The sequence below is a fragment of the Geobacillus sp. DSP4a genome, assembly GCF_013096875.1.
Lineage (GTDB): Bacteria > Bacillota > Bacilli > Bacillales > Anoxybacillaceae > Geobacillus > Geobacillus thermophilus.
In genome coordinates, this window is the sequence record NZ_SDLD01000025.1 from 19,052 (window position 1) to 44,794 (window position 25,743).

Here is a 25,743-nt window from a genome sequence, read left to right on the forward strand (position 1 = left end):
CTTGTTCTCCTCTCATATATGTTATACTATTTATTTTCATCCACATAAATAGTATATCATATTTTTATGAAATGTGGAGAACAAAATCAATAAAACGCAGCAAAAAAGACGCCTATTTTCCCAAGGCGTCCCATTGATGCAAAATGGCCAGCAACTGCCGGCGTGTCTCTTCGATCGTCCCGTTGTTGTCAATCACCGCATCGGCCCGTTTCACTTTTTCCGCCATCGGCCACTGGGAGCGGATGCGGGCGAGCGCTTCCTCTTCGGTGAAACCGTTGCGCGCCATGAGCCGGCGGAGCTGAACGTCATCGTCGACGTACACGACAAGCACTTTATCCACCCAATGAGTCAGCCCGCTTTCAAATAACAGCGGAATATCTAGGACGACGGTCTTCGCTCCGGAGCGGATGTGCGCTTCTTTTTCAGCCAGCATTTTTTTCCGCACCGCTGGGTGAACGATGGCGTTGAGCACTTTCCGCTGTTGTTCGTCGTTAAAGACGATCGCCCCGAGTTTGGCTCGGTCGATTTCGCCGTCCGCCCGCAAAATGCCCGGACCGAATGCAGTGACGATTTGCCGGTACGCCTCCTCCCCCGGGCGGACGACGGCGCGCGCCGCCTCATCCGCATCGATGACCGGAAGGCCGAGCTCGCGCATCATCGCGCTGACCGTGCTTTTGCCGCTCGCAATTCCACCGGTTAATCCGATCGTGAATGCCATTCGGCACCCCTCCTTTTTTGTCTGCTGCCTAGCGTTGGCAACGCGGGCAATAATGCGTGCCGCGGCCGGCGACAACCATTTTCTCAATCGGGGTGCCGCACCGTTTGCACGGCTCCCCTTTGCGGCCGTATACGAACAGGTGATGCTGGAACATTCCGGCTTCTCCTTGCGTATTCACATACGTGCGCACCGTGCTTCCCCCTTTCATGACCGCCTCGCCGATCGTCGCCACCATTTCTTCGTGCAACCGTGCAAGTTCTTCATCCGTCAGCGAAGCAGCCGGCCGTCCAGGGAGAATGCCGGCGCGAAACAGCGCTTCGTCGACATAAATGTTGCCAAACCCGGCCACGACCGTTTGATCAAGCAACAACGTTTTCACCGTCCGCTTTGTTTTCGCCGCTTTTGCGGCCAACACCGCCGGAGAAAACGCTGGGGACAGCGGTTCCGGCCCTAATTGAGCGAGCGGCGGCCGGCAGTCTGCTTCCTCTTTCGCGTACACGTGCATGGTTCCGAATTTGCGTACATCGCGATAACGAAGCTCACTGCCGTCTGTAAAACGAAACACAATGTGCGTATGCGGTTCAAGCGGCTCATCGGACTGGGCGACCGCGTAGCGCCCCTCCATGCGCAAATGGGAGATGAGTATATCCCGGTCAAGCAAAAATTTCAAAAATTTCCCGCGCCGATCGATGCCGCACACCGTCTGCCCGGCCAGCCTGGCAGCAAACGCCGCCGGGTCTTGCGGATGACGAATGATATTCGGCCAAAACACCCGCACCTCTTCAATCGTTTTGCCAGCGACAAGCGGCAACAGCGTGCGGCGGATCGTTTCCACTTCCGGCAGTTCCGGCATGGCGCCTCCCTCCTTTTCCTGTTCGTGCACCTGTTTTAAAGCAACAGCTCATTGCGCGGCCCCGTGAAAAACCGAGCAGCTGGCGGGCAGACCGCTTTTATTTGGCGTCGTACCACGTCGGACCGTAATGGTAATCGACTTTCAGCGGCACGCGGAGTGCGACGGCTTGCTCCATCACCTCTGGAACGAGGCGGCACAGCCGCTCGATTTCCTCTTTCGGCGCCTCCAAAATGAGTTCGTCATGCACTTGCAGCAACAGGCGCGCCTGCAGCCGTTCTTCGCGCAGCCTCACGCTTAGATCGATCATCGCTTTTTTAATAATATCAGCGGCACTCCCTTGGATCGGTGTGTTCATCGCCGTCCGCTCGGCGAAGCTGCGGACGTTGAAGTTGCGGCTTGTAATATCGGGCAAATAGCGGCGCCGATGCAGCAGCGTCGTCACATACCCTTTTTGTTTCGCTTCTTGCACAATGTTGTCCATATATTGCTTTACACCTGGAAAACTGGCAAAATATCGCTCAATAAATTCAGCCGCTTCTTTGCGCGTAATGTTCAAGTTTTGCGCCAGACCGTAATCACTAATGCCGTACACGATGCCAAAATTGACGGCCTTCGCTTGGCGGCGCATGTTGGCTGTCACGTCTTCTTCGCTCACATGGAAAATGTCCATGGCTGTTTTCGTATGGATGTCCAACCCGCGCCGGAACGCTTCAATCAAATTGTCATCTTCCGCGATATGGGCGAGGACGCGCAGCTCGATTTGCGAATAGTCGGCCGCAAAGATGAGCCAGTCCGGCTCCGACGGCACGAACGCCTGGCGGATTTTCCGCCCTTCCTCAAGCCGAATCGGAATGTTTTGCAAATTCGGTTCGACGGAGCTGAGGCGCCCGGTTTGCGTCAACGCCTGATTGAACATCGTGTGCACTTTGCCCGTCACGGGGTGCACCACTTTCAGCAGCCCTTCAATATACGTTGACTGCAGCTTGCCGAGTTGGCGGTAATGCAAAATATGTTCGACGATTTCATGGTGCGGTGCAAGCTTCTCAAGCACATCGGCTGAAGTCGAATAGTCGGTTTTTGTCTTTTTCAACACCGGGAGCTGCAGCTTGTCAAATAAAACCGTCCCGAGCTGTTTCGGCGAGTTAATGTTGAACTCTTGGCCGGCGAGTTCGTAAATGCGCCGCTCGACCGCCTGCAGCTGCTCGGTGAGCTCCGCCCCCATCTGTTCAAGCCGCTTCGTGTCCACTTTCACTCCAGTAAATTCCATATTGGCCAAAATGCCAGCCAGCGGCTGTTCGAGCTCGGTCAGCAGCCGATCTTGTTCGTTGCGGCGCAGTTCGTCCATCAACGGCTCTTCAAGCGCCCAAATGGCCGCCGCCTTGCGGGCGAGATGCTCGGCAAGCGTCGGTTCATCAGGAACCGTCCGCTTCGCTCCTTTTCCATAGACCGCCTCATCCGATCGCACCGCCTCGTACTGATGCATTTTCGCCACCGCGGCAACGTCGCCCGCCGCCTGCGCCGGATCGAGCAAGTAAGCGGCCAGCAACAGATCGAACACGACGCCGCGCAGTTCGATTCCTTTCCATTTTAACGCGACGGCCGCCCGCTTTGAATCAAACATCGTTTTTTTCTTCGTCTCATCGCCAAGCCAAGCGAGAAATTTCGGATCGGCGAGCGCCGTCTCCGGGCGCAGGAAAAACCGCCCGCGTTCGTTGGCCAAGGCGATCCCGACAATCGGGGCATGGTGATAGTTGTCGCCCACCACCTCCACGACGAGGGCCGCTTTGTCGGCGAGCATTTCGTCCGTGACGCTGTCGGCGATCGCAAAATCCATCCCGGCGAGCGGCTTTTCGCCTTCATCCGTTTGGACGGCCATCTTGTCGAGAAACGACTGGAATCCGAGCTCCTGAAACAAGGCGACCACTTTTTCCCGGTCTTCTCCTTTGTAGACAATGTCATCGAGCGTCAGCTCAACCGGGGCGTCGCGGCAAATAGCGGCCAGCTGTTTGCTTAAAAGCGCCAAATCCCGGTATTGGCGCAAATTTTCTTTCAGCTTCTCCCCTTTGATCTCATCGATCGATGCCAGTACGTTTTCGACCGTGCCGAATTGCTTGAGCAGCTTGACGGCTGTTTTTTCCCCGATGCCGGGCACGCCAGGGATGTTGTCGGATTTGTCGCCCATCAATCCTTTCAAGTCGACAATTTGCTCCGGGGTGAGGCCGTATTTTTCCGCGACCGTCTCCGGCGTGTACGACTCGATGTCGGTAATCCCTTTTTTCGTAATCTCCACCGTCACTTGCGGGGAAGCAAGCTGGGTTAAATCGCGGTCGCCGGAAATGACTTTCACTGCAAACCCTTCTCGCTCAGCCCGCGCCGCCATCGTTCCGATAATATCGTCCGCTTCGTAATGGTCGAGCTCATAGGCGGGGATGCGGTACGCCTTGAGCAATTCGCGCAGCAGCGGAAACTGTTCCGACAGTTCCGGCGGCGTCTGCTGCCGCCCGCCTTTATAGTCTTGGAACGTTTCATGGCGGAACGTCGTTTTCCCGGCGTCAAACGCCACGAGAATGTGGGTCGGCTGCTCTTCCGCCAAAATTTTGTTTAACATCATCGTAAACCCGTAGACTGCGTTCGTATGAATCCCTTTATCGTTATGCAAAAGCGGCAACGCGAAAAAGGCGCGGTACGCCACGCTGTTGCCGTCAATTAAGACGAGCTTGTTTTTCAACATCATCCCTCCTCGGACATTCCTTGTTCTATTGTACCACGCCGGCGGGCGGCCATAAAAAGAAGCCGGCTACCGCTCCGGCTTCGGGAAATGAATCGTAAACTCGGTGCCGCGCCCGACTTCGCTCGCCACCGTAATGTAGCCGCGATGCGCCTCGACCAAGTGCTTGACGATCGAAAGGCCCAGCCCCGTCCCGCCTGAGTTGCGGCTGCGCGCCTTGTCGACGCGGTAAAAGCGTTCGAAAATGCGCGGGATTTCGTGTTCTTCAATGCCGATGCCGGTATCTTTCACATGGATGAGCACTTCTCCATCTGTTTCTTCCGCCCAAACGGCGACGTTCCCCCGTTCCGGCGTGTACGCCAACGCATTGGCGAGCAAATTGAGCAAAATTTGCTTCAGCCGGTTCCTGTCGCCGCGGATCGTCAAACCGGGCGGCGCCTCGGCGCGCAAGTCGATTCCTTTTTCCGCTGCCTGCTTGCGAAACACGGCCACCGCCTCCACCATCACTTGGGCGACGTCGACGTCCTCCATGTTCAACCGAAACCCTTGCTGCTCAATTTTTGACAGATCAAGCAGCTCCTCAACGAGCGTCTGCAGACGCTCGCTTTCCTTTAAAATGATGGTCAAAAAATGCTCAAGCGCCGCTTCGTCTTTCATCGCCCCGTCAAGCAGCGTCTCAGCGAATCCGCGGATCGACGTCACCGGCGTTTTCAACTCGTGCGACACGTTGGCGACAAAGTCTTTGCGGATTTGCTCGAGCCGCTTGAGCTCGGTAATGTCGTGGAACACGACGACGATCCCTTTCCATTCGGCGTTCGTGCCGATAATCGGGGCGCCGTACACATCGAAATGCTTCCGCTCAATGCCGACCGTCAATCGCATTTGCCGGCGGATAGGCGTTTCTGTAATAAAAATGTCGTCAATAAGCCGGACAACGTCGCGGTATGGCAGCACATCGGCATATGGACGGTACAAGCAGGCGGATGGCTCAAGATGAAAATAGGTTTGGAACGTGCGGTTGAGCAAATGAACATGCCCGCGATGGTCAATAAACAACAACGCGCTGCCGACGTTTTCAATGAGCGTATGAAGCCGGTCGGTTTGGATTTCCCGCGCCCGGCTCATCTCCTGCAAGTTGCGGGCGAGGCGGTTGATCGAGCGGACGAGCATGCCGGCTTCTTTATATTCGCCATCAGGCACACGGGCGGCATAGTTGCCTTTTTCGAGTTCAAATGCCGCCTTCGTCGCTGCTTCAATCGGCCGCATATATTGGTTGGCGATTTTAAAGACAAGGGCGATCATGACAACAAGCGCCATGCCGAGGCTGCTCGTGAGCACGCCCCAAATTTGCTGGTTCACTTTTTTCAGCGAGCTCGTCGGCGTGCTTAACACGACATAGCCGTCCCGCTCCGAGCCGCGTCCGTATGGAGCGATGTAATAGTATACATCATTCGCTTTTTCAATAACCGAAAAGCGCGGAAACTGCTGTTTGCGCAAAATGGTGCGGATGATGCGTTCATGGTCTTCATCGCTGATCGCCGCGATGCGCCCACTGTCAAAGCGCACTTGTTCATTTCGGTCAAGCACCGTGATGCGCGATGACAGCTCGTTCCCCATGTCGTGCAAGTCGATGCGAATTTGCTCAAGCGGCTCGTTTTCAAGCAAAATGGCGAGCGCTTTCGCCTCTTTTTCCATCCGCTTGTTCATCGTCTCGGCGTAAAACTGTTTGAGCAGTTGTCCAAGCAGCAAACCGAGGGCGATCAAAACCGTGACGATGAGCGTGATGAGCCAAAACAACAGCCGGTTGCGCAAGCTATCCATGCCGCTTGGGCTCCTCCAGTTTGTAGCCGAGGCCGCGCACCGTTTTGATGTATGCCGGTTTTTTCGTGTCCTCTTCGATTTTCTCGCGCAAATGGCTGATATGGACATCGACAATGCGCGTATCGCCGGCAAAATCATAGTTCCATACCGCGCTGAGCAGCTGGTCGCGCGTCAGCACCCGTCCTTTATGCCGCGCCAAATACAGGAGCAGCTCAAATTCTTTCGGCGTCAGCTCGAGCGGCTTGCCGCTGATCGCCGCCTCATATCGCTCTGGAAAAATCTCGAGCCGGCCGACGGCAAGCCGCTCGCCCTCCTCCGCCGCCGGCTGTGCAATCTCCGTACGGCGCAAGATCGCCTTCACCCGCGCAACGACTTCCCGCGGGCTGAACGGCTTGGTCATATAATCGTCGGCGCCAAGCTCGAGGCCAAGCACTTTGTCAAACTCGTCATCGCGGGCCGTCAGCATTAAAATCGGCGTCATGATTTGCTGCTGACGGAGCCGCTTGCACACTTCGACACCGTCAAGCTTCGGCAGCATCAAGTCCAAAATGATGAGCGCCGGCTGTTCGGACGCCACTTTGGCGAGCGCTTCTTCGCCGTCATAGGCAGCCACAGCTTGAAAGCCGGCTTTCTCCAAGTTGTACGCCAACAATGTCACGATCGGCTGTTCGTCATCAACGACTAAAATTTTTTTTTCCATACCGCTCCTCCGTTTCATCCGATAGTTTCTGCCCTTATGATACCATAACTCGCGATTTGTCACGGAAAAAAATAAAGAGACTGCTCCCCCGGCGGGCAAGCAGCCCCGCAAGGAACAGTCTCTCGCACGTTGTCGCCGGCTTTTGGCCGCCGGCGAAACACGATTCCGGTCAAAAATTTTCTAAAACCCGGCCATCAAAGCGCGGCAAGGCGTGCGGCGGACAGACGGACAACGTTCCATCCAGCACCGTCTCCGTCCCGCGCGTCGCGGTCACGGCCAAGGTGACGCAATGGCCTTCCTCATCCACCCCGGTCACTTCGAGCAAAAATTCGAGCGTCTCATAATGGTAAACCGGGCGGAGAAAGCGGATGTCCTGCCGGGTGATGTAGCTTCCCGGACCGGGCAAATATTTGGAGACCGCCGACGTAATCATCCCCGTCAGCATAATCGGCGCACAACCGGCCGGCCGAGCGGCGTCTGCGAAGCGTAGTCATGTTGGATGTAAAGCGGGTTGGCATCATCGGTCAGTCCAAGGTAAAGAAGCAAGTCTTTGTCCTCAATGGACGCCTGAAAGACAAGTTTTTCTCCAACCTGAATCTCCCTGATCGTTCTCCCGGATTTCCGTTTTTTCAACACGTTCCCACCCCTTTGTCTAGAAAGCGCTTTCAGTCATCACGGGCAAAAATTCGGGACAACGCCCGAATTTTCGCCTTTTCGTTATTCCAACACGCGCATGACGTTTTTGACCGATTCGACCGATTTGGCCAGCGCCGCTTTTTCATCTTCGGTCAGCTCGAGCTCGATCACTTTCTCGATGCCGTTGCCGCCCAAGATCGTCGGCACTCCCAGGTAAATCCCTTCATAGCCGTACTCGCCCTCAAGGTAGGCGATCGCCGGCAAAATGCGGCGCTGGTCTTTCAAAATCGCTTCGACCATTTCGACGAGCGAGGCGGCCGGCGCGTAGTAGGCGCTGCCGTTGCCGAGCAAGTTGACGATCTCGCCGCCGCCTTTGCGCGTCCGCTCAACGATGGCGTCCAAACGGTCTTTCGGAATGAGCTTCTCGAGCGGAATGCCGCCGGCGTACGAGTAGCGGACGAGCGGCACCATGTCATCGCCATGGCCGCCCAGCACGAAGCCGGTGACATCTTTCACCGAAATGTTCAGCTCTTGGGCGACGAACGTGCGGAAGCGCGCCGTGTCCAACACCCCCGACTGACCGATGACGCGGTTTTTCGGAAAGCCGGACTCTTTGAAGACCGTGTACGTCATCGCATCGACCGGGTTCGTCAGGACGATGATGTAGCAGTTTGGTGAGTATTTGACGACTTCTTTCGTCACTTGTTTCATAATTTTTTGGTTCGTCGTCACCAAGTCGTCGCGGCTCATCCCCGGTTTGCGGGCGATGCCGGCCGTAATGACGACGATGTCGGAATCGGCCGTGTCGGCATAATCCGACGTACCGATAATGTTGGCGTCAAAGCCGAGCACCGGGCTCGACTCGAGCATGTCAAGCGCCTTCCCTTTCGTCGGATTTTCCAACTGCGGAATATCGACCAATACGATGTCGCCAAGCTCTTTTTGCGCCAGCAGGAACGCTGTCGTCGCCCCCGTGAATCCGGCGCCGATCACCGAGATCTTCTTCCGTTTCATCGCCATCGTTTTGCCATCCCTTTCATTAAATTAGTCCATATTGCGGATGAGCGCATCGGCAAATTCCGAACATTTCACTTCGGTTGCCCCTTCCATCAGGCGGGCAAAGTCGTACGTGACGATTTTGGCGGCAATCGTTTTTTCCATCGCCTGGATGATGAGCTTCGCCGCTTCGTTCCAGCCGAGATGCTCAAACATCATGACGCCGGACAAAATGACGGACGACGGATTGACTTTGTCAAGACCGGCGTATTTCGGCGCCGTGCCGTGCGTCGCCTCGAAAATGGCGTGGCCGGTTTCATAGTTGATGTTCGCCCCCGGCGCGATGCCGATGCCGCCGACTTGGGCTGCGAGCGCATCGGAAATGTAGTCGCCGTTTAAGTTCATCGTCGCAATGACGTCAAATTCGCGCGGACGCGTCAAAATTTGCTGCAGGAAGATGTCGGCGATAACGTCTTTGACGATGATTTTGCCGGCTGCTTCCGCTTCCGCCATCGCTTTGTTCGCCGCCTCTTTGCCCTCGGCTTCGACGATCCGATCGTATTGCGCCCACGTGAACACTTTATCGCCGAATTCTTGTTCGGCAAGCTCATAGCCCCAGTTTTTAAACGCGCCTTCCGTGAACTTCATAATGTTCCCTTTATGGACGAGCGTCACCGACTTGCGGCCGTGTTCGATCGCATAGTTGATCGCCGCGCGCACAAGCCGTTTCGTCCCTTGTTCGGAAATCGGCTTAATGCCGATGCCGGACGTTTCCGGGAAACGGATTTTGCGCACGCCCATTTCGTTTTGCAAGAAGTCGATCACTTTTTTCACTTCCGGCGTTCCTTTGGCGTATTCAATGCCGGCGTAAATGTCTTCCGTGTTCTCGCGGAAAATGACCATATCGGTGTCTTCCGGACGTTTGACCGGCGACGGAACGCCAGGAAAGTAGCGGACCGGACGCAGGCAGACAAACAGGTCGAGCTCTTGGCGGAGCGCGACGTTGAGCGAACGGATGCCGCCGCCGACCGGCGTCGTCAACGGCCCTTTAATGGCGATTATGTATTCGCGGATCGTCTCAAGCGTTTCATCCGGAAGCCAGCTGCCCGTCAGCTTGTACGCTTTTTCGCCGGCGAGCACTTCCTTCCAAACGATTTTTTTCTCGCCCTTGTACGCTTTTTCCACCGCTGCTTCCAGCACGCGCGAAGCGGCCGCCCAAATGTCCGGTCCGGTTCCGTCCCCTTCAATGAACGGAATGATCGGATTGTTTGGAACATTGAGCACACCATTGGTGACAGTAATTTTTTCCCCTTGCGTCACGAGTAAAACCCCCAATGCCAGTTTTTTATTGAAAAGGCGTGAAGGCTCGCCTTCACCGCCTTGTCCACTTATTTCAGCCGCGCTCGTCGATCGGCACGTACGCCCGCTTGCCCGGGCCGGTGTACTCGGCGCGCGGACGGATGAGACGGTTGTTGTCATATTGTTCCAAAATATGGGCTAACCATCCCGATGTCCGGCTCACGGCAAAAATCGGCGTAAACAAATCATGATCGATTCCTAAACAATGGTAAACCGAAGCGGAATAAAAGTCAACGTTCGGCGGCAACGCTTTTTCCGACGTGACAATTTCCTCGATTTTCGTCGACATTTCGTACCAGTGCGGTTCGCCGACGAGCTTCGTCAGTTTTTCCGACATTTTCTTCAAGTGCTTGGCGCGCGGGTCGCCTTTCCGATAGACGCGATGGCCGAAGCCCATAATTTTTTCTTTGTTGGCGAGCTTCGTGCGGATGTACGGCTCGACGTTGTCGACCGTGCCGATTTCCATCAACATTTTCATCACCGCTTCGTTCGCCCCGCCGTGAAGCGGTCCTTTCAACGCGCCGATCGCCGCCGTGATGCCGGAATAAATATCGGACAGCGTGGCTACGCAGACGCGCGCCGTAAACGTCGACGCGTTCAACTCATGGTCGGCGTGCAGCACGAGCGCCTTGTTGAACGCTTCCGTGGCGATGTCGTCTGGTTCTTTGCCGGTCAGCATATACAAGAAATTGGCGGCAAAGCTCAAATCTTTGCGCGGCGCAACCGGTTCCAACCCTTTGCGCACGCGGGCGAAGGCAGTGACAATCGTCGGAATTTTCGCCTGCAGGCGGATCGCTTTCCGGTAGTTCGCTTCTTTCGTCATCACGTCCGCTTCTTCGTCGTACAGGCCAAGAAGCGAGACGGCAGTACGCAGCGCGGCCATCGGATGCACGTTCTCAATCGGATAGAGCTTGAAGTGTTCGATGATCTCGCGCGGGATGTCGGCATTTTCCGCCAATTGCTGTTTCAGCTCCTCGAGCTGTTCTTTCGTGGGCAGCTCGCGGTGCCAAAGCAAATAAATGACTTCTTCAAAGGAAGCGTTTTCAGCCAAATCGTCGATGTCATAGCCGACATACGTCAATGTATCGTCGATGATTGAGCTGATGCTAGAGGTTGTCGCTACAACTCCTTCCAAACCGCGGGTTACCGTCATGTCAATCTCCCCTTTTCTTTATAGTTCCTCGTTCCTGCTTGCCGCTTTACGGCCGGTGAGCGCTTGCTCGAAACAGGCGCAAAAAACAAGCGCACGCTATCGAAAGTGCTTACATCACCGCGCGGATGCCGCCGCGCTGTGGCGGGGGGCGCCGTTTGACCCAAAAACTAGCTTACGCCTACTATTATAAACAATTATCAGACTTTTGTGAACGGAAATGTATCGTCCTGGCAAAAGACATTACATAAGAATAACGTTCCCCGCCCCAGTTCAAAAATATTCTACCATTTTTATGACCATATAGGCAATCCCCGCGCCGATCAACGGACCGACCGCCACCCCGTGAAACAGCGACACCGCAATGACCGTGCCAAACACAAGCGCCGCGGTGATATGTGGGTCATTCGCCAAAAGCGTCACGCCCCCTTTCGCGATCAACGCAACAAGAATGCCGGATAAAAGCGCCACCCAGGCCGCCAACGATTGCAGCGAGCCGGCAAGCTGCTTAAGGCCGATCTCCCCGGAGGCAATGGGCGCCAGCACGGCGATCGTAATGAGCGTAATGCCCCAGTTGAGGCCTTTGGCATGGATCAACGGGAGCAGCCGCTGATCGAGGCCGGCGAGTTTAATGGCAAGCAGCACGACAATCGCGGCAATAAATGATTTGTTTTTCGCCAATAGGCCGACCAAAAGCAGCCCGAGCAAAAACAAGACGGGTTCGTTCATGATTGTTCGCCCTTTCCTCTGAAGCTTGTCTTTTTGCTTCTTCGTAAAGAAACATGTAATATATCAGTATGGAAAACGAGTGGGGGTGAAACATTGTCCCGAATATATGTTGACCGTTTTTTGCGTTTTCTCATCGTCATCGCGATCGTTGCGTTCGGCGCTGCCGCCGCCTACTATGCCGCAACATTGACGTACCCGTTTATCATTGCCTTTTTCATCGCCTTTCTCATCAACCCGGTCGTCGACTTGTTGGAACGAAAGGTGAAAATGCCGCGCTGGCTCGCGGTCAGCGCCACGCTCATCGTCTTGTTCGCCGCTGTCGCCGGGCTGGTGACGCTGTTGATCGCTGAGATCGTTTCGGGAACGCAATATTTGGCCAATGTGGTGCCGGAAAAATTCCAGGCGCTCGTCGCGTACATCGAATCGTTTGCCGCCAATCAGCTTATCCCGCTTTACCAAGACTTGGCCGTCTTGTTTAAAAGCTTGAACGCCGATCAACAAGATACGATCATGCAAAACATTCAGGCGGTCGGAACGCAAATCGCGACGACGGTCGGCGAATTCATTCAGCGCGTGCTGCAAAACATTCCCCAGCTCATCGCCTGGCTGCCAAACGCGGCGACCGTATTTATTTTTTCACTGTTGGCGACCTTTTTCATCAGCAAAGACTGGCACCGCTTAATGCGGATGGCGCAGCGTTGGCTGCCGGCGAAAGCCCGCACGAGCGGGAAAACGGTGTTTTTGGATTTGAAGCGGGCGTTGTTTGGCTTTATTAAAGCGCAAGCGACGCTCATTTCGATTACGACGGTCATCGTGTTGATCGGCTTGCTCATTTTGCGCGTCGATTACGCGATTACGATCGCGTTGATCATCGGCTTTGTCGATATTTTGCCCTACCTCGGGACCGGCATCGTCTTCGTGCCTTGGATCATTTACGCCGCCATCAGCGGCGACATCCCGTTTGCGATCGGGCTCGGCGTTTTGTATATCGTCGTTCTCGTCCAACGGCAAATTATGGAGCCGAAAGTGCTCTCCTCCTCGATCGGGCTCGACCCGCTCGCGACGCTCATCGCCTTGTTTGTCGGCTTCAAGCTGCTCGGCTTCCTCGGCCTCATCGCCGGTCCGGTCGCGCTCGTCATCATCCGCACGCTCCACAGCGCCAACGTCTTCCGCGACATTTGGCGCTTTATCGTCGGCAGGCCGACTTTGTAAAAAACAGCCTTGGCTCCACTGGCCAAGGCTGTTTCAGTCCGCGTTACAACACGCTGGCATGGCCGCGATAGACGGCCCCGAACCCGCCGTCCACCGTAATCTCCTGCCCATCTTTAAACAAGGTTGTTGCGTTTTCCACTCCGACAATCACTGGAATCCCAAGGCTCAAACCGACGACCGCCGCATGGCTGGTCAACCCGCCCACTTCAGTAATGATGGCTGCCGCTTTTTCGATCGCCGGCATCATGTCGGCATCGGTGCTGACAGTGACTAAAATACCGCCGTCGACCATTTTTTGCCGCGCTTCTTCCGCTGTTTTCGCTACAACGGCCTTGCCGAACGCCGACTTGCGGCCGATGCCTTGCCCTTTGGCGAGAAGATCGCTGATAACGTGCACCTTCATTAAGTTCGTCGAACCCGTTTCGCCGACCGGCACGCCAGCCGTGATGACGACCAAGTCGCCGTGCTTCACCAACCCGGAGCGCACCGCCGCATCGACGGCGACATCGAGCATTTCGTCCGTCGTGTTCACATGCGGCGCTTCTTTCGTATACACGCCCCACACAAGCGCCAGCCGGCGCGATACCACTTCATTTGACGTCACGGCAATAATCGGCGCTTTCGGGCGATACTTCGCCACCATTTGCGGCGTTTTTCCGCTCACGGTCGGCGTCACGATCGCCGCCACATCCAAGTTGAGCGCGGTGTGGGCGACCGACTGCCCGATGGCGTCGGTGATCGTCGTTTGGCTTTCTTTTGTGCGTTGGGACAAAATGTCGCGGTGCTCAAGCGCCTGTTCGGTGCGGAGCGCGATTTGGTGCATCGTTTTCACCGCTTCGACCGGATACTGGCCGGCCGCCGTTTCCCCGGAAAGCATGACGGCGTCGGTGCCGTCAAAAATGGCGTTGGCGACGTCGCTCGCCTCCGCCCGCGTCGGACGCGGATTGCGCTGCATCGAATCGAGCATTTGCGTCGCCGTAATGACCGGCTTGCCGAGCATGTTGCACTTTTTAATGAGCAGTTTTTGAATGAGCGGCACTTCCTCAGCCGGAATTTCCACGCCCAAATCGCCGCGCGCCACCATCAGGCCGTCGGCGGCTTCTAAAATTTCGTCAATGTTAGCGACGCCTTCTTCATTTTCAATTTTGGCGATAATTTGGATATGGAGGGCGTCATGCGCCTCAAGCAGCTCGCGGATCTCCAGCACATCGGACGCCCGGCGCACAAACGAGGCGGCGATGAAATCGATCCCTTGGCGAATGCCAAACAAAATGTCAGCCCGATCTTTCTCGGTGATGCCCGGCAAGTTGACTTTGACACCCGGCACATTGACTCCTTTTTTGTTTTTCAGCACGCCGCCGTTTAACACGGTCGTGACGATTTCTCCCGCTTGCTTGTCGATCGCGTTGACTTCCAGGCCGATGAGCCCGTCATCAAGCAAAATTTTCGCGCCGACGGACACATCATCGATTAAGCCGGGATAGGTGACCGAAATTTTTTCCGGCGTGCCGAGCACTTCGCTCATCGAAATGACGAGCTTTGCCCCTTCCTTCAGCTCAATGGCGCCGTTTTCCATATTGTGCGTCCGGATTTCCGGCCCTTTCGTGTCAAGCAAAACGGCGACCGTTCGGCCCGTTCGCTTCGCCGCTTCGCGAATGTTGGCGATGCGCCGCCCGTGCTCTTCATGATCGCCGTGCGAAAAGTTTAGGCGCGCCACGTTCATTCCCGCTTCCATCAGCTGCACGAGCTTGTCCACGCTCTCGCTTGCCGGCCCGATCGTGCAGACGATTTTCGTTTTCCGCTTCATCTTGTCTTCTTCCTTTCCCCTCGGGACTTAAATGGACAATTCTTTCGACAATGCGTACATCCGCTGATCGATCGTATGTTTGTTGGCCAGCGCCTCCGCGATGTCATGGTCGACGAGCTGGTTGTTTTGGATGCCGACGCAGCGCCCGCCTTTTCCTTCGAGCAACAGCTCGACCGCCCGGGCGCCGAGGCGGCTCGCGAGCACGCGGTCAAACGCCGTGGGCGACCCGCCGCGCTGCACGTGGCCAAGCACCGTCACACGCGTCTCAAAGCCGGTCGCTTCCTGGATTTGCCGGCCGAAGTCGACGCCGCTTCCAACCCCTTCCGCCACGATGATGATACTATGTTTTTTGCCGCGCTCATGGCCGCGCTTTAAGCGGGCGATGACGTCGTTCATATCATAATCGGCTTCCGGAATTAAAATCGTTTCCGCCCCGCCGGCCAGCCCCGACCATAAGGCGATGTCGCCGGCATGGCGGCCCATCACTTCGATGACGTACGTCCGCTCGTGCGACGTCGCCGTGTCGCGGATTTTGTCGATGGCGTCAATGACCGTATTGAGCGCCGTGTCAAACCCGATCGTAAAATCAGTGCCCGGAATGTCGTTGTCAATCGTCCCCGGCACGCCGACGCACGGAAAGCCGTGCTCGGTCAGTTTTTTCGCCCCTTGGTACGAACCGTCGCCGCCGATGACGACCAGCCCTTCAATGCCGTGCTTTTTCAGCTGCTCGATCCCTTTTTTCTGACCTTCTTCCGTCTTAAATTCCGGACAGCGGGCCGTATAGAGTATCGTGCCGCCACGGTGGATAATATCCCCGACATCGCCGACTTCCAGCTTTTTAATGTTGCCGGCGATCAGTCCGGCATACCCGTGATAAACGCCGTACACTTCCACACCGTGGTAAATCGCTTTGCGGACAACCGAGCGAATGGCCGCATTCATTCCCGGCGAGTCGCCGCCGCTTGTCAACACACCAATGCGTTTCACTCATTTCACCTCATTATGTATCAAGTTCAACACGTCCGACCTCATACATCTGTCGCTCTTGAACAACCTTAATGTACCATGAACATGAGCGGAACACAACAGCGACGCCTTGTTGAAACGGTTTACATGAACAAAATTTTTTCATGGACAGAACAAAGCTGCCCCGAAAGTCGAGACAGCTTTTTCCTTATCTTGCCCGAATCGTTTCCTGCAAAAACGACACTTGGCCGATTTGTTTAAATTTTTCATAGCGCTGCCGGACGAGCGCCTCGCCGTCAAGCGCCAACAACTCTTTCAACGACCGGCGCAGCACGCGGTCCATTTCCTTTGCCTGCTCGTCAGCGTTGCGGTGGGCGCCGCCTTTCACTTCCGGAATGATTTCGTCAATGACGCCGAGCGCTTTTAAGTCATGGGCGGTAATTTTCATCGTTTCCGCCGCCCGTTGCGCCAATGACGCATCCTTCCATAAAATGGCAGCCGCCCCTTCCGGCGAAATGACCGAGTACGTGGAATTTTCAAGCATATGAATATGATTGCCGACGCCAAGGGCGAGCGCCCCGCCGCTTCCGCCTTCGCCGATGACGATGCAGACGACCGGCACGGTGAGCCCTGCCATTTCAAACAAGTTGCGGGCGATCGCTTCGCTTTGCCCGCGCTCTTCGGCCGATTTGCCCGGATAGGCGCCTTTCGTGTCGATAAAGCAGATGATCGGCCGCGAAAACTTTTCTGCCTGCTTCATGAGCCGCAGCGCCTTCCGGTAGCCTTCCGGGTGTGGCATGCCGAAGTTGCGGCGCAAATTTTCTTTCGTATCTTTGCCGCGCTGGTGGCCAATGACTGTCACCGGCAGCCCGTCGTATTCGGCAATGCCCCCAACGATCGCTTCGTCGTCGCCAAAACAACGGTCTCCATGGCATTCGAGAAAGTTCGTAAACAGCCGCTCAATATAATCAAGCGTCGTCGGCCGCTGCGGATGGCGGGCGATTTGCACGCGATCCCACGGCGTCAAATTGGCATACACGTCGTTTTCCAGCTTGGCGAGCCGCGCCTCCAGTTTCTCGATTTCCGCCGACAAATCGACATCGGCCGTTTTCATAAACTCTCTCAGCTCTTGAATTTTGCGGCGCAGCTCAACAAGCGGCTTTTCGAATTCTAGTTCCGCCACCATCCTGATTCCCCTCCTCCCGTGTGAATGCGAAGCACAGTCGCCAGCGTCTCTTTCAGCTCATGGCGGTGAATGACGGCATCCAACTGACCGTGCTTTAATAAAAACTCCGCCGTCTGGAAGTCTTCCGGCAGCTCTTCGCGCACCGTCTGTTCGATGACGCGGCGGCCGGCAAAGCCGATGAGCGCACCTGGTTCGGCGAAGTTGTAATCGCCAAGCGAGGCGAAACTCGCTGACACGCCGCCTGTTGTCGGGTGGGTCATGACGGAGATGAACAAGCCGCCGTCGTTGCTGAATCGTTTGAGCGCGGCGCTCGTTTTCGCCATTTGCATTAGGCTTAGCACTCCTTCTTGCATGCGGGCGCCGCCGGAAGCGGTAAAAATGAGAAACGGCACACCTTTATCGTGCGCTTGTTCGACTGCACGGGTGATTTTTTCGCCGACAACAGAGCCCATGCTGCCCATGCGAAACGAGGAATCCATGACCGCAATGACGAGCGGATGGCCGTCAAGCGTCCCTTCGCCGGTCACGACCGCCTCGTTCAATCCCGACTTGCGCCGGTCTTCCTCGAGTTTTTCTATGTAGCCCGGAAACCCGATCGGGTTGACAGAAATCATATCGGCATCATATTCGCGAAAGCTGCCGTCATCCAGCACGCTCTCGATCCGTTCGCGCGCCGGCATCGGATGATGGTAGCCGCAGCTTAGGCAAACGCGCAAATTTTTCACCAACTCTTTTGTATACATAATTTTTTTGCATTGCGGGCATTTCGTCATCACGCCTTCCGGCACCTCATGCCTCACTTGCTCGGAAGAAAGCGACGCATACTTCTTCTTTTTGGCAAATAAATCTTTCCACACGAGGGAGCTCCTCCTTTGCGTTTTCGCCTCTCTACTACTTTATCGAAAATGCAAGCGGTTGTTTGTCAAACGGTGTCAGTTCTGTTTCGACAACGGCGAAGGCCGGTGCCTCTCCCAGACAGCAGCAGCTTCAGCCGGATCGCGTTTTTTCAATGCTGCTAACAGCTGGTCATAAAACGAGTCGGCAAGCGGCCGGTCGGGCGCACAGGCGGAGGCAAACCCAGACAGCGCCCGCCAAATGCGGATGAGCAAGTAGTTGTCAGCCGCCTCAGCAACCGCCTGAAAAAACGGCGTGAAATCAGTCGGTTTTTGGCGAACGGTTTTTTCCAGCCTCTCCAGCGCATCTTCACTGCAGCGGAGGCAAGCGAGCTCGAGCAGCAGCCGTTCGATCAGCCATTTCGTTTCCGCCAAATCCGCTTTCGCCCGTTCATTTTCAAGCAAAAACATCGCCAGCAACTCAATCAGCTGATGTCCGCCGACCTCGCACAAGTAGGTCCCTTCGCCGCGCCGCGTCTCAATCAGGCCGAGAAACTCAAGCGCCCGCAGCGCCTCGCGCACCGACGAGCGGCCGACGCCGAGCCGCTCGGCCAGCTCGCGTTCTGACGGCAGCTTGTCGCCCGGGACAAGGCCATCCTCGACAACGAGACGATGGATATGCTTCAACGTCTCGGCGTACACTTTTTCATCGTTGAACGGAGACCCCTCCTTTTCGGTTCATGCCATACTCCATGCGTGGGCGGCATGCCGTTCAACCGCAGCCAGATGCACTGGTCTGACCACCTAATGGTTATAACGATATAATAAAATAGCGAAATAGTAAAGGGGAAGTTATTTCACAGCAATGCGCCCGAAGCCGAATAAGGCGAGCAGCCCATCGACAAGCGGCGCTGTGAGCGCGACGGCGTACTGCTCCGGAAGACGGAGAAGCGTCCGCTTCGCTTCGTCATACAAATAGACCGGCGTAGCGCCGCGCTGCTGCTCAAGCAGCTGTTTCAGCTTGGACAATTTGGCCTCATCGGCCCGGCTCGCGTTAATGTATAGCGCCGACACGGGCAGGAGGCCGGCGCGGCGGATGATGAGCTGTCGCCTGCCTGCGCGCCGGTCGACCGTTCCAAAAAGCAACACAAAGTTTCCTTCCGCCAGCTCATCGGAGGCGCGGGCATAAATGGACGGAAAGGCGACCGCCTCCACTTCCCCGCTTTCATCGCTAATTGTCACAAACGCCATTTCCTCCCCCCGTTTCGTTCTCGTTTTCCGCTGTTTGGCCACATAGCCGCCGACCACGGCCGCCGAACCGTGCATTTCGGCAATCGGCACCGCCCGGGCCGCTTGAAACAGCGGGCGGCAGACCGCGGCCGGATGCGGGGTGACGGCAAACCCGAGCAACTCTTTTTCCCGTTTCCGCCGCTCATCCGGCGGCAGCGGGGGGGCATCCATGTATTTCGGCTTCAGCGACAATCCGCCTGTGTCCAAGTACGGCCCGACCAATTGCACGTGTTCGACCGCCACGTCAATGCTCGCTAAAATCGAAGCCCGCTCCCTGTCCATTTCATCAAACGCGCCGGCCAAAACGAGCGCCTCAAGCGCCGGGCGCGGCAATCCTTTCGGCAACAGGCGGATGGCGAAATCGAAAAAATCGGCAAACAGTCCGCGCTCCCGACGCTCTTCGATGATGAGCCTCGCCGCTGTGCCGACATGTTTCACCGCCGCCAGCCCGGTGCGGATCGCCTTGCCTTCGATCGCAAACCGATAGCCGCTCCGGTTGACGGATGGCGGCAGCAGCGGAATCCCTTTTTGCGCTGCTTCGCTAGCGTAAAGAGCCGTTTTTTCCCGGTCGCCGGAAGCGCCCGAGAGCATGGCCGCGTAAAAACAAAGCGGATAGTGAGCTTTAATGTAGGCCATCGCATACGACAACAGCGCATAGCTGACCGCGTGGCTCCGGTTGAAGCCGTAATCGGCGAAGCGGACGATATGCCGGTACAATTCCTCGGCAACTTCCTTTGGATAGCCGTTCGCCGTGCAGCCGGCGACAAACGCCTCCCGCTGTTCAGCGAGACGCGCCTTCTCTTTTTTCGCCACCGCCCGCCGGAGCACGTCCGCTTGTCCGAGCGAAAACCCAGCCATGCGGGCGGCGATTTGCATAATTTGCTCTTGGTAGATCAGCACTCCGTAAGTCGGCGCCAAAATCGGCTCAAGGTCAGGATGGATATACGAAATCGCCTCGTCTCCGCGCTTGCGCCGGATATAAGCAGGAATCATGTCCATCGGCCCCGGCCGGTACAAGGCGTTGACAGCGACCAAGTCTTCCAGCTCCGACGGCCGCAATTCCGCAAGCACACGCTTCATTCCGCTTGATTCAAGCTGAAAAATGCCGTTTGTCTCTCCGGCGCTCAGGAGCGCATACGTTTTTTCGTCGTCAAGCGGAACGCGACGCACATCAAACGGCTTTCCTGTCTGCCGTTCGATGAGACGCACCATTTGCCCGAGCAGCGTCAACGTGCGCAAGCCGAGAAAATCCATTTTGAGAAGGCCGAGCGCCTCGAGCGACCCCATGGCGTATTGCGTGAGCGGCCATTCGCCATGGCTTGGCTGCAACGGGACTTGGCGCACAAGCGGCTCAGGGCTGATGATGACGCCAGCCGCGTGAATCGATGTATGGCGCGGCAGCCCTTCGAGCGTTTGTGCGATATCCAGCCACTGATTGCCGTCCGGCACCGTTTCGGCGGCGCGGCGGAACGCGGTCGACTCGCTGCGCCATTGGCGGATCGTCACCCCTTGTTTATCCGGCAAAAGCGACACAACCCGCTCCGCCTCGCGCCCGGGAATGCCGAGCGCTTTCGCCGTCTCGCGCAGCGCCGACTTGGCGCCGAACGTCCCAAACGTAATGATTTGCGCGACGCGGTCGCGCCCGTATTTGTCCGCCGCATAGCGAATCATTTCTTCGCGCCGGTCATCGGGAAAATCAAGATCAATATCCGGCACCGACACCCGCTCCGGATTCAAAAACCGCTCAAACAACAGCCCGTATTGGATCGGATCGACATCGGTAATAGCCAAAGCATAGGCGACGAGCGAGCCGGCCGCCGAACCGCGGCCCGGTCCGATGAGAATGCCACGTTGGCGGGCGTAGGCAATCACATCGGCGACAATCAAAAAATAATCGCTAAAGCGCATTGCCTGAATGACATCAAGCTCATGCCGCAGACGCTTCCAGTAACGCTCATCGGCGCCCGGCACACGGCGGGCGAGCCCTTGTTCGCACAGACGGCGTAAATACCCGTCCGCCGTCTCGCCGTCAGGCACCGGAAATTTCGGCAGCCGCCAGCCGCCAAACGGGATGTGCAGTTCGCACCGATCAGCGATCGCCGCGCTGTTCTCAAGCGCTTCTGGCAAGTCAGCAAACCGGCGCGCCATCTCATCCGGCGCCGCCAAATAACGGCCGCCATCCTCTTGGACGTCAGCAAATGGCACGCCGAGCCTGATCGCCTGCAGGCAGCGCCACGCTGCGGCGTCGCCGCGCTCAACATAACGGACGTCATTCGTCGCCACGACCGGAACCCCGGCTTCTTCCGCCAACTGCCGCAACGCTCCTTCGTACGGTGCGCGCGTCCGCTCGCCGCGCTGGACAGCCACATACAAACAGCCAGGGAACAGCTGTTGATAGCGGGCGAGCACCGCTTTCGCCTGCTGCCATTCCCCGGCGGCCAGCAGCGACTCGACCCGCCCTTCAGCCCCCGGGGTGATGGCGACAATTCCACCGCTCAACCGGCGGAGGGCGTCTTCATCGATCTGCTTTTCTTCTCCCATTTGGATCATCGTGCTGATTTCGATTACATGGTGGTACCCTTCCTCATTGGCGGCCAACAGCACGAGCGGATAGGCGCCGTCCCCGCTGAGAGCAATATCGGCCGTCACGCCGATGATCGGACGGATGCCATGGCGCTGGCACTCCTTGTAAAAGGGCAGAGCGCCATACAGCACGTTGCGGTCGGTCAACGCCAAGGCGGGGCAGCCGAGCTGTTTCGCCTTGGCCGCCAGCGCTTCCACGGTGGCCGTGCTTTGAAACAAACTATAGCCGCTTGACACATGCAAGTGCACAAACGTCATAGACAGCCCTCCCTTATTCATCCGTCTGCGGACGAAAACTTTTCCATTGGCTGCATGCTCCGTCCCATTCGTTGATATACATAGTAAAAGAGAAAGAAAGGGCGGGGAAACGATGGACGAAAAAGCAGCGTTTTTGCCGGCGTTGATCCAAAGCTATTTTATCGCGGTCGGCGTGTTGCTTGGAGGCGCCATCATCGGCGCGCTCGGCGCATTTTTGAGCGGCGGCCAGCCGCTGACGGCCATGTACCGGTTTGCCGGCGACTTGCGCATTTGGGCGGTCGTCGCCGCCATCGGCGGAACGTTTGATACGTTTTACGTCGTCGAGCGAGGGCTGTTTCTCGGGGAAACAAAAGACATTGTGCGGCAGTTTTTGCTCATTTTGTCCGCCATGGGCGGCGCGCAAACAGGAGTGGCGATCATTACGTGGCTGACACAGGAGCACATTTCGCCATGAGAATTCCTCCGTATTACCAATATCCGTCATGGCAGCGTTTTTTCGCCGGCGTAGCGATTGGGGCGCTCATCAGCTGGTTTGTCTTTTTGTACATTTTCGGCGTCCTGCAGGAAAAGCAGGTGCGGCACGTCAATGAGCTGAACGAGCAGATCGCCGACTTGCAAAATGAAATTCGCATTTGGCAAGAAGACTATATCCATTACAACAAAGAAATGAAAAAAAAGCTGACCGTGCAGGACGTGTCCGTCCATCTTGTCAACGCCGAGCAATACAAGCTTGATTCGTACACAGCGTTCCGCATCGAAGACAGTGTGAAAGAAGATTTGTCCCATTTAATCACCAAAGATATTGAAACGGTGTACAACAGCCGCGAGCTGATCAAGCGGGCAATTGAAAACAAAACGTATACGATCCACGAAAAAGCGTACCGGCTGGAAATTCATACGCTCACCATTTTCACCTTTTTGGCTGTGGAAGTGAAATTGAAGCCGCTCCCTTAACACGCCATGCAGCCGACAAACGAGAAAAGCCAAAACAAACCGACACCCCGACGCCGACAAGAGCGCCGGACACTGCATCAGGCGGCAAAAGAGGGGGCGGCGCCGCATGACGTCCTTCTCGCCCCCTTCTGTTACCGTTCCGCCCGGCAAACGGCTCTCACCTCTTCAACAATGCGGTCGGCTTCTTCCCATGAAGCGATCGACGCGCCGGCCGCCAGCGGATGGCCGCCGCCGCCATGCCGCTTGGCGACGACATTGATGACCGGCCCTTTCGAACGAAAACGCACGCGAATCTCCTTCTCCTCCTCAACGAAAAACACCCAGGCGATGATGCCATCAATGTTGCCGAGCAGCCCGACAAGCTGCGACGCTTCAAGCGGGGTGACGCCGTATTCTTCAAGCAGCGCCCGCGGCATTTTCACCGCCGCCACTCCTTCATCGATCGTGAAATTCGACAGCACATAACCGCTCAAACGGGCGAGCGGCAGGCTCGTCCGGTACAGCCCGTCATACAATTCCGTCAGCGAAAAGCCGTACGAAATGAGCTCTCCGGCATAGCGAAACGTTTTTTCGCTCGTGCGCGGAAACAAAAAACGGCCCGTGTCGCCGACAATGCCGGCGTAAATCAGGCGCGCCGCCTCGGCGGTCATCGTCAGCCCGTCGTCTTTGCCGGCCAAATACAGTTCGTAAATCATTTCGCTCGTCGAGCTGGCGTCGGTGTCAACCCACATGATGTCGCCGTACGGCGTATCGTTCGGATGGTGGTCGATTTTGATCAGCTTCCGCCCGAGCCGGTAGCGGCTGTCACAAATCCGCTCTTCGTTCGCCGTGTCACAGACAATCACGAGCGCCTGTTCATAGGCGCCATCGTCAATGACATCCATTTGACGTAAAAATGACAACGATGGATCATCCGTCCCCACCGCATACACTTGTTTTTCCGGAAACGACGCCCGAAGCAGCGCCGCCAGCCCGCCTTGCGACCCGTACGCGTCCGGGTCCGGGCGCACGTGGCGATGGATGATGATCGTATCAAATTGGCGAATCGTTTCAAGAATGTCCCGGCAAACGTCTTTCATCACTTCGTCCCCTTTTTATGGCTTGTCATTTTCAACCGCTGGCATTTTTCCGCGCTTCTATGTACAATGGAAAAAGAAACGGACTACGGAGGGAGCCAGCATGCCCGTATTGGTTATTTTCATTATATTTTCCTTTTCGTTTTACGTCTATTATAAAATCCGCTACGTTCGCTCGCAGCGCCCGATGGAGCGCCGCTTCCTCTCGGCGAAATCGAGCATGGCGCTCGGGCTGTTTGTCGCCTTGTTCGGAGTCAACCAATTGTTTTTGTATCAGACAACTGTCACCTATATCATCTCCTCCATCTTTATCGCCCTAGGCGCCGGCAGCGTCTGGGCCGGCTGCCGCGCCTACCGCTGCTATCTGCCGCAGGCGATCGAAGAGGCGGAAAAAGCGGCGAAACAAAGCTGACCATAACCGTTCACAGCGAAAGGGAAAGGATGTCCAGCAACAAAGGGCGGACATCCTTTTTTCGTTGTCGATTACCGGTCGATCAGCTGGCACATCATCATCGCCTTCCCGACGATGGCGCCTTCATTGTACACCTCGACGTCCACTTTTCCGAACTTGCGCCCGAGCTCTAAAAGCTTCGCCTGCACGTCGACTGTAGTGTCGATTTGCACCGGCTTGATGAAATAAATCGTAATGCTTTCCATCACCAAATCGCCGCGTTTGTACGCCCGCAGCATCCGCGCCGCCGCTTCGGTGACGATCGTCGTAAACACGCCGTACGAGAGTGTCCCTAAATAGTTCGTCATTTGCGGCGTGATCGTGCAGCGAAACAGCGTTTCTTTGTCGCCTGACTCGCGGAACTGGGCGGTGACGAGGTCATCGATCGTCTCGCCGACTTGCGGCTGGCGCTGCGCCATTTGCAGCGCTTTTAACACGTCTTGGCGGCTGATGATCCCTTGCAGCCGGTTATGGTCATCAACGACCGGAAGCAGTTCAATCCCTTCCCATACCATGATGTGCGAGGCAAATGCGACCGATGTTTTTCCGTTCACCGTAATCGGCTGCTTCGTCATCACCTTTTCGACCGGCAGCTGCCGGTCGACATCCAGCACGTCTTTTGCCGTCACAATACCTTGCACTTTCAACTGGTCGTCGACGACCGGAAACCGGGTATGGCGCGTCTCGCGATTTAGCGCATACCAGCGCTCGACGGGATCGTCTGTATATAAATAGGCTGTTTTCTCGACAGGGGTGACAATGTCCTCAACGAGCACAATCTCCTTTTTGATCAGCTGGTCATAAATCGCCCGGTTGATCATCGTCGCAACCGTAAACGTGTCATAGCTCGTCGAAATGATCGGCAGCTGCCGCTCATCGGCGAGCTTTTTCACGTGGTCGGCCGTGTCAAACCCGCCGGTGATGAGCACAGCCGCCCCGGCTTCAAGCGCCAGTTCGTGCGCCTTCGTCCGGTTGCCGACGATAAGCAAATCCCCTGCACCCGTATAGCGCATCATTGCCTCCAGCTGCATCGCCCCAATGACGAAGCGGTTGAGCGTCTTGTGCAGTCCTTCCCGCCCGCCGAGCACTTGTCCGTCGACAATGTTGACGACTTCAGCGTACGTGAGCTTCTCAATGTTTTCCTTCCGCTTTTTCTCGATCCGAATCGTGCCGACGCGCTCGATCGTGCTTACGTATCCTTTGTTCTCCGCATCTTTGATCGCTCGGTACGCCGTTCCTTCGCTCACGCCCATTTCCTTGGCGATCTGCCGGACGGAAATTTTCTCGCCGATCGGCAGCCGGTGGATGTATTCTAAAATTTGTTCATGTTTGGTCGCCAACGGTCTTCACCCTTTACGCATTGTTACTTTCATTATACAGGGCTCAGCAGCGGGGATTCAACGATCGCGCCGGCCATCAGAAAGCGCCCTTCCCAAA

21 protein-coding genes and 1 pseudogene are annotated in these 25,743 nt (G+C 56.3%); 4 read left to right on the plus strand and 18 right to left on the minus strand.

Going from position 1 to position 25,743, the window contains the following annotated elements; genetic code table 11:
- Nucleotides 1–112: 112 nt before the first annotated feature.
- The 10 genes and pseudogenes from coaE to ETC02_RS10200 form a co-directional block, all read right to left on the minus strand.
- The gene (coaE, locus tag ETC02_RS10155; RefSeq protein WP_050367660.1) at nt 113–718 is read right to left on the minus strand and encodes a dephospho-CoA kinase; all 606 of its coding nucleotides are present in this window, start codon (nt 716–718) and stop codon (nt 113–115) included.
- Between the two features lie 28 nt (nt 719–746).
- Complete coding sequence (gene mutM, locus ETC02_RS10160) at nt 747–1,571, minus strand: DNA-formamidopyrimidine glycosylase (protein WP_050367661.1); 825 nt, start codon at nt 1,569–1,571, stop codon at nt 747–749.
- Between the two features lie 97 nt (nt 1,572–1,668).
- On the minus strand, nt 1,669–4,305 hold the full coding sequence (gene polA / locus ETC02_RS10165) for a DNA polymerase I (protein WP_171698249.1): 2,637 nt from the start codon (nt 4,303–4,305) through the stop codon (nt 1,669–1,671).
- 63 nt (nt 4,306–4,368) lie between these two features.
- Nucleotides 4,369–6,120, minus strand: coding sequence for a two-component system histidine kinase PnpS (gene pnpS / locus ETC02_RS10170; protein WP_050367663.1), 1,752 nt, complete (start codon nt 6,118–6,120; stop codon nt 4,369–4,371).
- Nucleotides 6,113–6,820, minus strand: coding sequence for a response regulator transcription factor (locus tag ETC02_RS10175; protein ID WP_050367664.1), 708 nt, complete (start codon nt 6,818–6,820; stop codon nt 6,113–6,115). Before ETC02_RS10175 ends, pnpS begins: the two co-directional genes overlap by 8 nt.
- Nucleotides 6,821–6,989: 169 nt before the next feature.
- Nucleotides 6,990–7,456: pseudogene (locus ETC02_RS10180) on the minus strand (MaoC family dehydratase).
- An 81-nt stretch (nt 7,457–7,537) separates the two neighbouring features.
- Nucleotides 7,538–8,476, minus strand: a complete 939-nt coding sequence (mdh, locus tag ETC02_RS10185; RefSeq protein ID WP_033008547.1) for a malate dehydrogenase — start codon at nt 8,474–8,476, stop codon at nt 7,538–7,540.
- A 24-nt stretch (nt 8,477–8,500) separates the two neighbouring features.
- Nucleotides 8,501–9,772: an NADP-dependent isocitrate dehydrogenase gene (gene icd / locus ETC02_RS10190; RefSeq protein WP_049624514.1), complete on the minus strand. Its 1,272-nt coding sequence runs from the start codon at nt 9,770–9,772 to the stop codon at nt 8,501–8,503.
- A 73-nt stretch (nt 9,773–9,845) separates the two neighbouring features.
- Complete coding sequence (gene citZ / locus ETC02_RS10195) at nt 9,846–10,964, minus strand: citrate synthase (protein WP_050367665.1); 1,119 nt, start codon at nt 10,962–10,964, stop codon at nt 9,846–9,848.
- 270 nt (nt 10,965–11,234) lie between these two features.
- On the minus strand, nt 11,235–11,690 hold the full coding sequence (locus tag ETC02_RS10200; protein ID WP_044743525.1) for a DUF441 domain-containing protein: 456 nt from the start codon (nt 11,688–11,690) through the stop codon (nt 11,235–11,237).
- A gap of 93 nt (nt 11,691–11,783) precedes the next feature.
- On the opposite strand from ETC02_RS10200, the gene ytvI reads away from it, so the two are divergent.
- Nucleotides 11,784–12,902 carry a sporulation integral membrane protein YtvI gene (ytvI, locus tag ETC02_RS10205; protein WP_044743526.1) on the plus strand — a complete coding sequence of 373 codons (1,119 nt, stop codon included), beginning with the start codon at nt 11,784–11,786 and terminating at the stop codon, nt 12,900–12,902.
- 43 nt (nt 12,903–12,945) lie between these two features.
- On the opposite strand, the gene pyk is transcribed toward ytvI, so the two are convergent.
- The 6 genes from pyk to dnaE all read right to left on the minus strand — a co-directional run bounded on the left by pyk (nt 12,946) and on the right by dnaE (nt 21,825).
- Nucleotides 12,946–14,709 carry a pyruvate kinase gene (gene pyk / locus ETC02_RS10210; protein ID WP_050367666.1) on the minus strand — a complete coding sequence of 588 codons (1,764 nt, stop codon included), beginning with the start codon at nt 14,707–14,709 and terminating at the stop codon, nt 12,946–12,948.
- Nucleotides 14,710–14,736: 27 nt separating this feature from the next.
- Nucleotides 14,737–15,696, minus strand: coding sequence for a 6-phosphofructokinase (gene pfkA, locus ETC02_RS10215; protein WP_033014452.1), 960 nt, complete (start codon nt 15,694–15,696; stop codon nt 14,737–14,739).
- Between the two features lie 187 nt (nt 15,697–15,883).
- Nucleotides 15,884–16,861 (minus strand): acetyl-CoA carboxylase carboxyl transferase subunit alpha, encoded by a 978-nt coding sequence (accA, locus tag ETC02_RS10220; RefSeq protein WP_047818862.1) that lies wholly within the window; start codon nt 16,859–16,861, stop codon nt 15,884–15,886.
- Nucleotides 16,846–17,718: an acetyl-CoA carboxylase, carboxyltransferase subunit beta gene (gene accD / locus ETC02_RS10225; protein WP_033014454.1), complete on the minus strand. Its 873-nt coding sequence runs from the start codon at nt 17,716–17,718 to the stop codon at nt 16,846–16,848. The genes accA and accD overlap by 16 nt, the downstream gene beginning before the upstream one ends.
- A gap of 75 nt (nt 17,719–17,793) precedes the next feature.
- Complete coding sequence (locus ETC02_RS10230; RefSeq protein WP_033014455.1) at nt 17,794–18,396, minus strand: FadR/GntR family transcriptional regulator; 603 nt, start codon at nt 18,394–18,396, stop codon at nt 17,794–17,796.
- Between the two features lie 150 nt (nt 18,397–18,546).
- Nucleotides 18,547–21,825: a DNA polymerase III subunit alpha gene (gene dnaE / locus ETC02_RS10235; RefSeq protein WP_171698250.1), complete on the minus strand. Its 3,279-nt coding sequence runs from the start codon at nt 21,823–21,825 to the stop codon at nt 18,547–18,549.
- Between the two features lie 112 nt (nt 21,826–21,937).
- Between dnaE and ytrH the strand changes: the two genes are divergently transcribed.
- Together ytrH and ytrI are read left to right on the plus strand one after the other, a co-directional pair.
- Nucleotides 21,938–22,279 (plus strand): sporulation membrane protein YtrH, encoded by a 342-nt coding sequence (gene ytrH / locus ETC02_RS10240; protein WP_033008565.1) that lies wholly within the window; start codon nt 21,938–21,940, stop codon nt 22,277–22,279.
- On the plus strand, nt 22,276–22,779 hold the full coding sequence (gene ytrI, locus ETC02_RS10245; protein WP_050367668.1) for a sporulation membrane protein YtrI: 504 nt from the start codon (nt 22,276–22,278) through the stop codon (nt 22,777–22,779). Before ytrH ends, ytrI begins: the two co-directional genes overlap by 4 nt.
- 131 nt (nt 22,780–22,910) lie before the next feature.
- Here ytrI and ETC02_RS10250 read toward each other — a convergent pair whose 3' ends face one another.
- Nucleotides 22,911–23,858: a DHH family phosphoesterase gene (locus ETC02_RS10250; protein ID WP_033008569.1), complete on the minus strand. Its 948-nt coding sequence runs from the start codon at nt 23,856–23,858 to the stop codon at nt 22,911–22,913.
- 100 nt (nt 23,859–23,958) lie between these two features.
- Here ETC02_RS10250 and ETC02_RS10255 point away from each other — a divergent pair, with 100 nt between their 5' ends.
- The gene (locus ETC02_RS10255) at nt 23,959–24,267 is read left to right on the plus strand and encodes a YtpI family protein (RefSeq protein ID WP_033014458.1); all 309 of its coding nucleotides are present in this window, start codon (nt 23,959–23,961) and stop codon (nt 24,265–24,267) included.
- Nucleotides 24,268–24,338: 71 nt separating this feature from the next.
- On the opposite strand, the gene ETC02_RS10260 is transcribed toward ETC02_RS10255, so the two are convergent.
- The gene (locus ETC02_RS10260; RefSeq protein ID WP_094239081.1) at nt 24,339–25,646 is read right to left on the minus strand and encodes a CBS domain-containing protein; all 1,308 of its coding nucleotides are present in this window, start codon (nt 25,644–25,646) and stop codon (nt 24,339–24,341) included.
- Nucleotides 25,647–25,743 lie beyond the last annotated feature (97 nt).

Excerpts from the sequence above, each read along its gene's own strand:
- accA (WP_047818862.1), bottom strand. The coding sequence starts at position 16,861 with ATGGTGGCGGAACTAGAATTCGAAAAGCCGCTTGTTGAGCTGCGCCGC.
- dnaE (WP_171698250.1), bottom strand. The coding sequence starts at position 21,825 with ATGACGTTTGTGCACTTGCATGTGTCAAGCGGCTATAGTTTGTTTCAA.
- mdh (WP_033008547.1), bottom strand. The coding sequence starts at position 8,476 with ATGGCGATGAAACGGAAGAAGATCTCGGTGATCGGCGCCGGATTCACG.
- coaE (WP_050367660.1), bottom strand. The coding sequence starts at position 718 with ATGGCATTCACGATCGGATTAACCGGTGGAATTGCGAGCGGCAAAAGC.
- ETC02_RS10255 (WP_033014458.1), top strand. The coding sequence starts at position 23,959 with ATGCCCGTATTGGTTATTTTCATTATATTTTCCTTTTCGTTTTACGTC.
- pyk (WP_050367666.1), bottom strand. The coding sequence starts at position 14,709 with ATGAAGCGGAAAACGAAAATCGTCTGCACGATCGGGCCGGCAAGCGAG.
- mutM (WP_050367661.1), bottom strand. The coding sequence starts at position 1,571 with ATGCCGGAACTGCCGGAAGTGGAAACGATCCGCCGCACGCTGTTGCCG.
- ytrI (WP_050367668.1), top strand. The coding sequence starts at position 22,276 with ATGAGAATTCCTCCGTATTACCAATATCCGTCATGGCAGCGTTTTTTC.
- ETC02_RS10250 (WP_033008569.1), bottom strand. The coding sequence starts at position 23,858 with ATGAAAGACGTTTGCCGGGACATTCTTGAAACGATTCGCCAATTTGAT.
- ETC02_RS10200 (WP_044743525.1), bottom strand. The coding sequence starts at position 11,690 with ATGAACGAACCCGTCTTGTTTTTGCTCGGGCTGCTTTTGGTCGGCCTA.
- ETC02_RS10175 (WP_050367664.1), bottom strand. The coding sequence starts at position 6,820 with ATGGAAAAAAAAATTTTAGTCGTTGATGACGAACAGCCGATCGTGACA.
- citZ (WP_050367665.1), bottom strand. The coding sequence starts at position 10,964 with ATGACGGTAACCCGCGGTTTGGAAGGAGTTGTAGCGACAACCTCTAGC.
- polA (WP_171698249.1), bottom strand. The coding sequence starts at position 4,305 with ATGATGTTGAAAAACAAGCTCGTCTTAATTGACGGCAACAGCGTGGCG.
- pnpS (WP_050367663.1), bottom strand. The coding sequence starts at position 6,120 with ATGGATAGCTTGCGCAACCGGCTGTTGTTTTGGCTCATCACGCTCATC.
- ytrH (WP_033008565.1), top strand. The coding sequence starts at position 21,938 with ATGGACGAAAAAGCAGCGTTTTTGCCGGCGTTGATCCAAAGCTATTTT.